Here is a 13,683-nt window from a genome sequence, read left to right on the forward strand (position 1 = left end):
CTTACAATTGGACCACATTTGACTAATCAATTAAACTATACAATTATGAAAAATCTCTCTTTATCTCTTTTAATTATTGGTTTAACATTTGTTTCTTGCAAGAAAGAAGAAGCGCAAAAACCAGAAGAAACAACAACTAAAGAAGAAGTTACTGCCGAAACAAAACCAGATTCTGCTACAGTAGCAAAAGCTTGGATGGATTATGCTAAACCATCAAAAGGTCACGAAATGTTAGCTAAAGATTCTGGAACTTGGGATGCAGAACTAACTTTTTGGTCACCTGATAATCCACAGGAAATGAAATCTACTGCTACCGTAACTTACAAAATGATTATGGGTGGAAGATATCAAGAAGGAACGTATTCTGGTGATATGTTTGGAATGCCATTTGAAGGAAAAGGAATGGTTGCTTATGACAATGCTACCGAAGAATTTGTTTCTACCTGGATTGATAATATGGGAACTGGAATGATGGTTACTCGTGGAAAATATGATGAAGCAACAAAAACGTCCACTTTCCACGGAGAAATGGTTGATCCTGTAACTAAAAAAGCTAAAAAAATAAAAGAAGTCATTACTTACATTGATGATAACAACCAAAAAATGGAAATGTTTGATGTTTCAGAAGATGGTAAAGAATTCAAGTCGATGCAAGTAGTTTCTAAACGCAAAATGTAGTTTTCAACAAATAAAATCAAAGCTGTTCAAAAAAGAACAGCTTTTTTTTGTTTTTATACACTCTTAAAACTTTGAACTTCTAACTTTTTAGAATAAATTTGCACTTTCAAACAACAACACAAAACGTACAGACAAGTCATGACTTGTCTCTAAAAACACAACTACAATGATTCATTTCTTCGGAAACCAATCCAACACGGTTTTTGCGGTTCAAACGCAAAACGAGATTTCATCAGAAGACATCAACAAATTAAATTGGCTTTTTGGCAACGCACATAAAATAGAAAAATCCGTATTGTCGGATTTTTTTGTTGGACCACGTGCCGCTATGATTACGCCTTGGAGTACGAATGCTGTAGAAATTACTCAAAATATGGGAATTTCAGACATTATTCGTATTGAGGAATTTGAAAAAGTAGCTGCCGATTTTAACGATTTCGATCCAATGCTTTCGCAAAAGTATTCGGAATTAAATCAAGACATTTATACGATTAATATCCAACCAGAACCAATTTTAGATATTGAGGATATTGACGCATACAATAAATCAGAAGGTTTAGCACTAAGCCCAGAAGAGGTTGAATATTTAAATAATCTTTCAACGAAATTAGGAAGAAAGTTAACTGATTCTGAAATTTTTGCTTTCTCACAAGCGAATTCAGAACACTGTCGTCATAAAATTTTCAATGGAACCTTTGTGATTGATGGCGAAGAAAAACCAACTTCTTTATTCAAATTAATCAAGAAAACATCAGAAACGAATCCAAACGATATTGTTTCAGCTTATAAAGATAACGTAGCTTTTGTAAAAGGACCGAAAGTAACCCAATTCGCACCAAAAAGCGCTGACAAACCTGATTTTTACCAAGAAAAAGTATTTGATTCAGTACTTTCTTTAAAAGCAGAAACGCATAACTTCCCAACAACCGTAGAACCTTTCAACGGAGCTGCAACAGGTTCAGGAGGAGAAATTCGTGACCGTTTAGCAGGTGGACAAGGTTCGTTACCATTAGCAGGAACAGCGGTTTACATGACTTCATATTCTCGTTTAGCAGAAGAACGTCCTTGGGAAAACGGAATGGCTGAAAGACCTTGGTTGTACCAAACACCAATGGATATTTTAATTAAAGCTTCGAACGGAGCTTCTGATTTTGGTAATAAATTTGGACAACCTTTAATTACTGGTTCTATTTTAACTTTCGAGCATGAAGAAAACAATCGTAAAATTGGTTACGATAAAGTCATTATGCAAGCGGGTGGAATTGGTTATGGAAAATTAGACCAAGCGATTAAAAAGAAACCTACGGCTGGCGATAAAATCGTTATTTTAGGTGGAGAAAATTATAGAATTGGAATGGGTGGTGCTGCAGTTTCATCAGCAGATACAGGAGCTTTTGGTTCAGGAATTGAATTAAATGCGATCCAACGTTCGAATCCAGAAATGCAAAAACGTGCTGCCAATGCTATTCGTGGTTTGGTTGAAAGCGATAACAATCCAATTGTTTCAATTCACGATCATGGTGCTGGCGGACATTTGAACTGTCTTTCAGAATTGGTTGAAGAAACAGGTGGATTAATCGATTTAGATAAATTACCAGTTGGTGACCCTACTCTTTCAGCAAAAGAAATCATCGGAAACGAATCACAAGAAAGAATGGGATTGGTTATTGGTGAAAAAGATATTGAAACTTTACAACGAATTGCCGATAGAGAGCGTTCGCCAATGTATCAAGTAGGTGATGTTACCAACGACCATAGATTTACATTCGAATCAAAATCTACAGGTGTAAAACCAATGGATTATGCTTTGGAAGATTTCTTCGGAAGTTCGCCAAAAACCATTATGACGGATAAAACTGTTGCTACAAACTATTCAGATTTAGAATACTCTAAAGAAAATATTGGAAGCTATTTAAGTCAGGTTTTACAATTAGAAGCAGTAGCTTGTAAAGATTGGTTAACCAATAAAGTAGACCGTTGTGTAGGCGGACGCGTTGCAAAACAACAATGTGTGGGACCTTTACAGTTACCTTTAAACAATGTCGGAGTTATGGCATTGGATTTCAAAGGAAAAGAAGGAATTGCGACTTCGATTGGGCACTCGCCTATTTCAGCTTTAGTAAATCCGGTTGCGGGTTCAAGAACGGCTATTGCTGAAGCTTTATCAAACATCGTTTGGGCACCAATGAAAGATGGTTTACAATCGGTTTCGTTATCAGCTAACTGGATGTGGGCTTGTAAAAACGAAGGGGAAGACGCTCGTTTATATGAAGCAGTAAAAGGCTGTTCAGATTTTGCTATTGAATTAGGAATCAATATTCCAACAGGAAAAGATTCGCTTTCTATGAAACAAAAATATCCAAATGATGAAGTAATTGCGCCAGGTACAGTTATTATTTCAGCAGCTGGAAATTGTTCGAACATTACAAAAGTTGTTGAGCCTGTTTTGCAACGAAATGGCGGTAATATTTACTACATCAACTTATCGCAAGATTCGTTTAAATTAGGTGGAAGTTCATTCGCTCAAGTGTTGAATAAAATTGGAAATGACGTTCCAACGATTCAAAATTCGGAATTCTTCAAAAAAGCATTCAACGTTTTACAAGATTTAATCAAAGACAGAAAAATTAAAGCAGGACACGATATTGGAAGCGGTGGTTTAATCACAACTTTATTAGAAATGTGTTTCGCTGATGATAAATTAGGCGCATTAATTGATTTGACTTCTTTAGGAGAAAAAGATACGGTTAAAGCTTTATTTAATGAGAATATTGGAATTGTTTTCCAAGCGAATACTGAAGTGGAAGCAACTTTCGCACAACATAATATTGAAATTTTCAAAATTGGTTCGGTTATCGATGGCGATGCATTTACGATTATCAACGGTGAAGATAGTTTAACATTCAGTATTACAACTTTAAGAGATACTTGGTACAAAACTTCTTTCCTACTAGATTCAAAACAATCTAAAAATGGAATGGCGCAAGCACGTTTTGATAATTACAAAAACCAAAAATTACAATTCGCTTTCCCTTCGCATTTTGATGGAAAATTACCTGTAATTGATGCTTCGAAACCAAGACCAAAAGCAGCAATCATTCGCGAAAAAGGAAGTAATTCCGAACGTGAAATGGCAAATGCTATGTACCTAGCAGGTTTTGATGTAAAAGATGTTCACATGACCGATTTAATTTCGGGAAGAGAAACATTGGAAGACATTCAATTCATTGGAGCAGTTGGAGGATTTTCGAATTCGGATGTTTTAGGTTCGGCTAAAGGTTGGGCTGGAGCGTTTTTATACAACGAAAAAGCAAATACCGCATTGAAAAACTTCTTCAAACGCGAAGACACACTTTCAGTTGGAATTTGTAATGGTTGTCAGTTATTAATGGAATTAGAATTGATCAATCCAGAACACGAAGTTCATGGAAAAATGCACCACAACACTTCGAACAAGCACGAAAGCGGATTTACTTCGGTAACGGTTCAGAAGAATAATTCGGTAATGTTATCCACTTTAGAAGGAACAACTTTAGGGGTTTGGATTTCACATGGAGAAGGAAAATTCAAATTACCTTATTCAGAGGAAAAATATAACATTGTAGCAAAATATGCTTACGAAGGTTATCCAGCGAATCCAAATGGTTCTGATTTTAACACGGCTATGATGTGCGATACCACTGGAAGACATTTAGTGATGATGCCACACATTGAGCGTTCGACTTTTCCTTGGAACTGGGCACATTATCCAGAAAGAGGACAAAAAGACGAAGTTTCGCCATGGTTAGAAGCGTTTGTGAATGCTAGAAAATGGATTGAGAATAAAAAATAAATGTTTACAAAAAAACGACTATTAACTTTCTTTATAATAACCCTATTTGGATTGTTAATTTATATTTTTATATGTTCCAATCAATATAATTCTGGTTCGAGCTTTGGAATTGATGATATTAAAAATGAAAATCAATCTTTTACAAGCATACACGGAAGTAATCCAATTTTGAATGAAAAAATAACTTATATCAGTAGTACAATATATTTAGTGTTGCTTGTTGTATTCGATTTAGTCATGACAACTATTTTTATTAATTATTTCTGTAAAAAAAATTAATAAGAAAATTAACTTTTATATAAAAGCATCTTTTAATTAAGGTGCTTTTTTTGTACTATTGTGTAAAATTAAATAGCGATGTGGTTTGTCATTTTAAGTGTAATTTGCAGTGTAACTGTTGGGATATTTTTAAAAGTAGCCAAACGATTTCAGTTGAATATTTTTCAAATTATTACGTTTAATTATTTTTCGGCTTTACTTCTCACCTATTTTACTTACCAACCCGAATTAACTTTCCAAGAAAAAACAATTCCTTATTCGCTTTTCATGGGATTGGCGATTTTATTGCCAATTGTATTTTTAATTCAAGCCAAATCAATTAAAGAAGTCGGGATTGTAAAAACCGATATTGCGCAACGATTATCATTGTTCATTCCATTAACCGCCTCTTACTTTTTATTTAATGAAACGTTTAGTCAACTGAAAATTATTGGTTTTATAATTGGATTTTCTGCCATATTCTTCACTTTAAATAAAAGATCAGAAAGTAAATCGGATAATTGGATTTATCCTTTATTGGTTTTATTGGGATTTGGAATTATTGACATTCTATTTAAGAAAGTTGCTGTTTTCAAAGATTTTAGTTTTACAACTTCCCTATTCATTATTTTTTGTGGTGCTTTTTTAATTTCGATTTTATTTCTAATTGGAAAAATTCTGGTTCAAAAAGAAAAATTAGAACTGAAAAATATACTTTGGGGATTGGCTTTAGGAATTTTAAATTTTGGAAACATTCTCTTCTATTTAAAAGCACACAAAGCTTTATCCGAAAATCCATCCACGGTTTTTGCAGGAATGAATATGGGTGTCATTATTTTAGGAAGTTTAGCCGGAATCCTTTTATTCAAAGAAAAAATGACCAAATGGAACTATTTTGGTATCTTATTGGCAATCATTTCAATAATTTTTATTACACTATCTCAATTAATACAGTAATTAGTAGGCTTGCATAGTATTTTATTTTTGTTAAAATTCTAATCATAAGATTATCAATAATTTAAAAAATTGTATAATTAATTTTATTTTTATAATTTGCATAAAATAATAATTGCGAATTATGAACAATATTACACGCTTATTTGACTTTCCTTATTATCAATTAGAAAAGTATAATTTAAAGGATGCTTTAGTTACAAAATACGACGGACAGTGGATTAAAACATCTACTCAAGAATATTTAGACAAAGCCAACGCTATTTCAAGAGGTTTACTTCGTTTAGGCGTAAATAAAAATGATAAAATTGCTATCATTTCGTCTAACAACAGAACAGAATGGCATATAACAGATATTGGTGTATTACAAACAGGAGCGCAAACTGTTCCTATGTATCCTACGATTTCAGCCGAAGATTATGAATATATTTTAAATCACTCAGAGTCACAATATGTTTTTGTATCTGATCTTGAGGTATATGAAAAATTGCAAAGTATCAGAGCTAACGTTCCTTTATTAAAAGACGTTTTCTCTTACAATGATATTGCTGGATGCAAAAGTTGGAAAGAAATCTTAGAATTAGGGGCTGATACTTCTAACCAAGATGTAGTAGAAGACAGAAAAAATAATGTTTCCACAACTGATTTAGCAACAATTATCTATACTTCTGGAACAACAGGAAGACCAAAAGGTGTTATGTTATCTCATCAAAATATTGTTTCAGATGTATTAATGAGTGCTCCAAGAGTTCCTTTAAGAGCTGGTGATACAAGAGCTTTGAGCTTCTTACCTATTTGTCACATCTTTGAAAGAATGTTAACCTATTTATACCAATATTATGGTATATCGATTTACTTCGCTGAAAGTATTGAAAAGATTTCAGATAACTTAAAAGAAGTGAAACCTCACGTAATGTCTGTGGTTCCTCGTCTATTAGAAAAAGTATACGACAAAATTTATGCTAAAGGAGCCGATTTAACAGGAATCAAAAAAGCACTTTTCTTCTGGGCTTTAAACTTAGGAATGGACTACAAACCATATAAACAAAATGGTGCATTCTACGAATTTAAACTTAAAATTGCTCGTAAATTAATCTTCTCTAAATGGCAAGAAGGTTTAGGTGGCGAATTAGAATTATTAGTTTCGGGAAGTGCTGCATTACAATCTCGTTTAACAAAAGTTTTCTGTGCGGCTAATATTCCAGTAATGGAAGGTTATGGTTTGACTGAAACTTCTCCAGTAATCTCAGTAAATGACATGAGAAATGGTGGTTTCAGAGTAGGAACAGTTGGAAAAGTATTAGACGGAGTTGAAGTTAAAATTGCAGAAGACGGAGAAATCTTATGTAAAGGTCCAAACGTAATGATGGGATACTACAAAGACGAAACTCAAACTGCAGATGTTTTAAAAGATGGTTATTTCCATACGGGTGATATTGGTGAAATCGATTCTGATGGTTTCCTAAAAATTACCGATCGTAAAAAAGAAATGTTCAAAACTTCAGGTGGAAAATATGTTGCACCACAAATTTTAGAGAATACTTTCAAACAATCTCGTTTTATCGAGCAAATTATGGTTATTGGTGATGGCGAAAAAATGCCAGCCGCTTTTATTCAACCTAATTTTGAATTTGTTAGAGAATGGGCAACCAGACATAATCTTAAATTTGCTACAAATGAAGAATTATGTGCTAATAAAATGGTAATTGATAGAATTCAAGAAGAAATTGATCATAGCAATGAAAAATTTGGTAATTGGGAAAAAGTAAAACGTTTTGAACTTACACCAGATGTTTGGTCAATCGTTGATGGTCACCTAACCCCTACCATGAAATTAAAACGTAAAATTATAAAAGAAAAATACAACGACTTATATCAAAAAATTTACGGATAGAAACGCTAAAACCCACATTTCGTGGGTTTTGCTATTTTAAAATGTTAAATTTTGAAAAAAATGTTAAAAATACTATGCGTGCATAGTATTTTTTTTTATATTTGAAAAAGTTTAGATAGTAATTCTATGAAAGATAAAACAATAGACTATATACTTAGAGCAACTTGGCAAGCAGTTGCCAGAATGTACAACGAAGAAGCAGCAAAATACAGTGCTACAATGGCAACAGGTTTTGCGCTTTTAAGTATTGATAGAGAAAATGGTTCGCCATCAACAACTCTAGGTCCAAAAATGGGAATGGAAGCTACAAGCTTAACCAGAACACTAAAATCAATGGAAGAACGAGGATTAATTACTCGTAAAAAAAATCCAACAGATGGTCGTGGTGTAATTATTCAATTAACCAAAGAAGGGAAAGAAAAAAGAGAACTTTCTAAAGAAACCGTGCTTCGTTTTAATGAAACAGTAAAGCAACATATAAGTGAAGAAAAATTACAACACTTTATGGAAGTTGCCGAAATCATAAACGAATTGATTACCGATAAAAAAATCTATAATGACAAATAAAACAACAAACCTATAAACATGAAACGTAATATTAAAAAAGTTGCTGTTATTGGTTCCGGAATTATGGGAAGTGGTATCGCTTGCCATTTTGCTAATATTGGAGTCGAAGTCTTATTATTAGACATCGCTCCAAACGAACTAACCGAAGCCGAACAGAAAAAAGGACTAACTTTAGAGAGTAAAGCCGTTAGAAACCGATTAGTTAATGATCATTTAGCTAACGCTTTAAAATCGAAGCCTTCTCCTATTTATCATCCAAGTTTTGCTTCAAGAATTACTACAGGTAACACTACAGATGATATGTCGAAAATTGCAACTGCAGATTGGATTATCGAAGTAGTTGTAGAACGTTTAGACATCAAGAAAATTGTTTTCGAACAAGTTGATAAATATAGAAAACCAGGAACTTTAGTTACTTCAAATACTTCTGGTATTCCTATTCAATTTATGAGCGAAGGAAGAAGCGAAGATTTCCAACAACATTTCTGTGGAACACACTTCTTTAATCCTGCTCGTTACTTAAAATTATTTGAAATTATTCCTGGTCCAAAAACCTCAAATGAAGTATTAGATTTCTTAAATGGATATGGTGAAAAATTCTTAGGAAAAACTTCAGTTGTTGCTAAAGATACTCCAGCTTTCATTGGAAACAGAATTGGAATCTTCGGAATTCAAAGTTTATTCCACCAAGTAAAAGAAATGGGCTTAACAGTTGAAGAAGTTGATAAATTAACTGGACCAGTAATTGGTCGTCCAAAATCAGCTACTTTTAGAACGGTTGATGTTGTTGGTTTAGATACTTTAGTTCATGTGGCTAATGGAATTTATGAAAATTGTCCAAACGACGAAGCTCATGAATTATTCAAACTTCCTGAATTTGTTAACAAAATGATGGAAAACAAATGGTTAGGAAGTAAAACCGGACAAGGTTTCTACAAAAAAGAAGGAAAAGATATTCTAACTTTAGATTTAGATACATTAGAATATAGAGCAAATAAAAAAGCTTCATTCGCAACTTTAGAATTAACCAAAACGATTGAAAAACCAATCGACAGATTCAAAGTTTTAGTAACTGGAAAAGACAAAGCAGGAGATTTCTACAGAAAAAACTTCGCTTCAATGTTCCAATATTGTTCAAATAGAATTCCTGAAATAACAGATGCTTTCTACAAAATCGATGATGCAATGAAAGCTGGATTCGGTTGGGAAAACGGTCCATTCGAAATTTGGGATGCCATCGGAGTTGAAAAAGGTATTGAATTAATGAAAGCGGAAGGTTATCAACCTGCTTCTTGGGTAACTGATATGGTGGCTTCTGGAAATACTTCTTTTTATTCGATTAAAGACGGAGCAACACACTTCTACTCTATCACGAACAAAAAAGTAGAGAAAGTTCCGGGTCAAGATGCTTTTATTATTTTAAATAACATTCGCGAAAGCAAAAAAATATGGAACAACAGCGATTCAATCATTACCGATTTAGGTGATGGAATTATCAACTTAGAATTTACATCTAAAATGAATTCTATTGGTGCTGGTGTTTTACAAGGAATCAACAAAGCTATTGATATTGCTGAAAAAGATTATAACGGTTTAGTAATTGGAAATCAAGGTGCTAATTTCTCTGTTGGAGCTAATTTAGGAATGATTTTCATGATGGCTGTTGAGCAAGAATACGATGAATTAAACATGGCCATCAAAATGTTCCAAGACACGATGATGCGTTGCCGTTATTCTGCAATTCCTGTTATTGCTGCTCCTCACGGAATGACATTAGGTGGTGGTTGCGAATTAACCATGCACGCTGATAGAGCTGTTGCCGCTGCAGAAACTTACATCGGATTAGTAGAATTTGGTGTTGGAGTAATTCCTGGTGGTGGTGGTTCTAAAGAAATGGCTTTGAGAGCTTCTGATTTATTCCGCAAAAACGACGTAGAATTAAACGTTTTACAAGAATATTTCTTAACTGTAGGAATGGCAAAAGTAGCTACTTCAGCTTACGAAGGTTTTGATACTGGAGTTTTACAAAAAGGAAGAGATATCGTTGTGGTAAACAAAGACCGTCAAATTGCTACAGCGAAACAAGTGGCTTTACAAATGGCTGAACAAGGTTATACACAACCTGTAAGAAGAAAAGATATCAAAGTATTAGGTAAACAAGCTTTAGGTATGTTCTTAGTCGGAACGGACCAAATGGAAGCAGGTAAATACATTTCTGAACACGATAAGAAAATTGCAAACAAACTAGCTTATGTAATGGCTGGTGGTGATTTATCAGAGGCAACTTTAGTTTCTGAACAATATTTATTGGATTTAGAAAGAGAAGCATTTTTATCATTAACTGGAGAAAGAAAATCTTTAGAGAGAATTCAGTACATGTTAACAAAAGGGAAACCATTAAGAAACTAAGAAATGAGAACAGCATATATAGTAAAAGGATATAGAACAGCAGTTGGAAAAGCTCCAAAAGGCTTATTCCGATTCAAAAGACCTGACGAATTAGCAGCGGAAACCATCGAACACATGATGAAAGAGTTGCCTGATTTCGACAAAACACGTATTGATGACGTGATGGTAGGAAATGCCATGCCAGAAGCCGAACAAGGTTTAAACGTTGGTCGTTTAATTTCATTAATGGGATTAAAAATCACGGATGTTCCTGGAGTTACAGTAAACAGATATTGTGCTTCTGGAGTAGAAACTATCGCAATGGCAACGGCTAAAATTCAATCAGGAATGGCAGATTGTATCATTGCAGGTGGTGCTGAAAGTATGAGTTACATTCCAATGGGAGGTTACAAACCAACACCTGATTACAAAGTTGCCGCTGCAGGTCACGAAGATTATTACTGGGGAATGGGATTAACGGCTGAAGCTGTTGCAAAACAATTCAACGTTTCTCGTGCTGACCAAGATGAATTTGCTTACCAATCGCATTTAAAAGCTTTAAAAGCTCAGGCAGAAGGTAAATTCGATAAACAAATTGCTCCTATTACAGTAGAACAAACGTTTATCAACGAAAACGGTAAGAAAGAAACAAAATCTTATGTCGTGAATAAAGACGAAGGTCCAAGAGCTGGAACTTCAGTAGAAGCTTTAGCAGGATTAAGACCTGTATTCGCTGCTGATGGTTCGGTTACCGCTGGAAACTCTTCACAAATGAGTGATGGTGCAGCTTTCGTTTTAATCATGAGCGAAGAAATGGTGAAAGAATTAAACTTAGAACCAATCGCTAGAATGGTGAGTTACGCTGCTTCAGGAGTAGAACCAAGAATCATGGGAATTGGACCAGTTACAGCCATTCCAAAAGCATTAAAACAAGCAGGATTAAAACAAGACCAAATCGATTTAATTGAGTTAAACGAAGCTTTCGCAGCACAATCTTTAGCAGTTGTGAGAGAATTAGGTTTAAATCCTGATATCGTAAACGTTAACGGTGGAGCTATCGCTTTAGGTCACCCACTAGGTTGTACTGGTGCTAAACTATCAGTTCAATTGTTTGACGAAATGCGCCTGAGAAACAGCAAATACGGAATCGTTTCGATGTGTGTTGGAACAGGTCAAGGTGCAGCTGGAATTTTTGAATTTTTAAAATAAAAAAAGGAACACAGATTAGAAAAATTAGAGAAATTTTTAAAATTTTATTTATTTCTTCAATCTGTGTTCCAAAAAAAATAATTAACCAATAATGATTAGAAATTAAGATTTTCTTTTCTAAAAAAAATAAAAGTTATGTCAGATATCATAAGAGGAGGACAATTCCTTGTAAAAGAAACAAAATGCGAAGACATCTTCACACCAGAAGACTTCAATGAAGAACAAGTTATGATGCGTGATTCGGTTATCGAATTCGTAGACAAAGAAATTTGGCCAAACAAAGAACGTTTCGAAAAGAAAGATTACGCTTTAACCGAAGACATCATGCGTAAAGCTGGAGAATTAGGTTATTTAAGTGTAGCAGTTCCTGCGGCTTATGGCGGAATGGAAATGGGATTTGTAAACACCGTTTTAGTTTGTGATTACATTTCAGGAGCAACGGGTTCGTTTTCAACAGCTTTTGGAGCGCACACTGGAATTGGAACGATGCCAATTACCTTATACGGAACTGAGGAACAAAAACAAAAATATGTACCAAAATTAGCTTCTGGAGAATGGTTTGGAGCTTACTGTTTAACAGAACCAGGAGCAGGATCTGATGCAAATTCAGGAAAAACAAAAGCTGTTCTTTCAGAAGATGGAACACATTATAAAATCACTGGCGGAAAAATGTGGATTTCAAATGCTGGTTTTTGTAATTTAATGATTGTTTTCGCTCGTATCGAAGACGATAAAAATATCACCGGTTTCATCGTTGAAAATGATCCTTCAAACGGAATTTCAATGGGTGACGAAGAGCACAAATTAGGAATTCGCTCCTCTTCTACTCGCCAAGTTTTCTTTAACGAAACAAAAGTTCCTGTAGAAAATATGTTGGCAGGTCGTGGCGAAGGTTTTAAAATTGCCATGAATGCTTTGAATGTTGGGCGTATTAAATTAGCAGCAGCTTGTTTAGAAGCACAACGTAGAACAGTTACCGGAGCGGTACATTATGCTAACGAAAGAGTTCAGTTTAAAACGCCTATTTCTAGTTTTGGAGCAATTCAAGCTAAAATTGCTGAAATGGCAACAAATGCTTATGCTGGGGAAAGTGCAACTTACAGAGCAGCTGCAGATATTGAGAACAGAATTAATATTAGAGTAAGCGAAGGAAATTCGCACCAAGAAGCTGAATTAAAAGGTGTTGAAGAATTCGCAATCGAATGTTCCATCTTAAAAGTAGCCGTTTCTGAAGATGTGCAAGCTTGTACAGATGAAGGAATTCAAATTTTTGGTGGAATGGGATTCTCTGAAGACGCTCCAATGGAAAGTGCTTGGAGAGATGCTCGTATTGCTAGAATTTACGAGGGAACTAACGAAATCAACAGAATGTTATCGGTTGGTATGTTAGTGAAAAAAGCAATGAAAGGTCACGTTGATTTATTAGGACCAGCAATGGCTGTAGCTGAAGAATTAATGGGAATTCCATCATTCGATGTTCCTGATTATTCAGAATTATTTGCTGAAGAAAAAGAAATGATTGCCAAATTGAAAAAAGTATTCTTAATGGTTGCGGGTGCTGCAGTTCAAAAATACGGTCCAGAATTGGAATCACACCAACAATTATTAATGGCTGCTTCTGATATCCTAATCGAAATTTATATGGCTGAAAGTACTATTCTTAGAACTGAAAAATTAGCTAAAAAAGTGGGTGAAGATAAAGCGCAAGAGCAAATTGCAATGGCAAAATTATACTTATATCATGCCGTTGATATCGTGAACCAAAAAGGAAAAGAAGGAATCGTTTCATTCTCAGAAGGCGACGAACAACGTATGATGTTAATGGGATTAAAACGTTTTACGAAATATACGAACATGCCAAATGTGGTAGCACTTCGTGAAAAAATTGCTGCAAAAATTATTA

General features: G+C 34.3%; 8 protein-coding genes. All 8 read left to right on the plus strand.

Going from position 1 to position 13,683, the window contains the following annotated elements; genetic code table 11:
• Nucleotides 1-678: DUF1579 domain-containing protein (locus L6Q46_RS07425; RefSeq protein WP_291283772.1), on the plus strand; the 678-nt coding region annotated here is incomplete at its 5' end.
• 166 nt (nucleotides 679-844) lie between these two features.
• Nucleotides 845-4,510: a phosphoribosylformylglycinamidine synthase gene (gene purL / locus L6Q46_RS07430; RefSeq protein ID WP_291283773.1), complete on the plus strand. Its 3,666-nt coding sequence runs from the start codon at nucleotides 845-847 to the stop codon at nucleotides 4,508-4,510.
• Between the two features lie 357 nt (nucleotides 4,511-4,867).
• Entirely contained in the window at nucleotides 4,868-5,725 is an 858-nt protein-coding gene (locus tag L6Q46_RS07435; RefSeq protein ID WP_291283774.1) for a DMT family transporter, read from the plus strand.
• 121 nt (nucleotides 5,726-5,846) lie between these two features.
• Nucleotides 5,847-7,616 (plus strand): AMP-dependent synthetase/ligase, encoded by a 1,770-nt coding sequence (locus L6Q46_RS07440; RefSeq protein WP_291283775.1) that lies wholly within the window; start codon nucleotides 5,847-5,849, stop codon nucleotides 7,614-7,616.
• Nucleotides 7,617-7,742: 126 nt separating this feature from the next.
• A complete protein-coding gene (locus L6Q46_RS07445; RefSeq protein WP_291283776.1) occupies nucleotides 7,743-8,183 on the plus strand; it encodes a MarR family transcriptional regulator in 441 nt (146 codons plus the stop codon).
• Between the two features lie 18 nt (nucleotides 8,184-8,201).
• A complete protein-coding gene (locus L6Q46_RS07450) occupies nucleotides 8,202-10,592 on the plus strand; it encodes a 3-hydroxyacyl-CoA dehydrogenase/enoyl-CoA hydratase family protein (RefSeq protein ID WP_291283777.1) in 2,391 nt (796 codons plus the stop codon).
• 3 nt (nucleotides 10,593-10,595) lie between these two features.
• A complete protein-coding gene (locus L6Q46_RS07455) occupies nucleotides 10,596-11,780 on the plus strand; it encodes an acetyl-CoA C-acyltransferase (protein WP_291283778.1) in 1,185 nt (394 codons plus the stop codon).
• A 135-nt stretch (nucleotides 11,781-11,915) separates the two neighbouring features.
• On the plus strand, nucleotides 11,916-13,683 hold a 1,768-nt coding region (locus tag L6Q46_RS07460; protein WP_291283779.1), incomplete at its 3' end, for an acyl-CoA dehydrogenase family protein.

The sequence above is a fragment of the Flavobacterium sp. genome, assembly GCF_023151265.1.
GTDB lineage: Bacteria > Bacteroidota > Bacteroidia > Flavobacteriales > Flavobacteriaceae > Flavobacterium.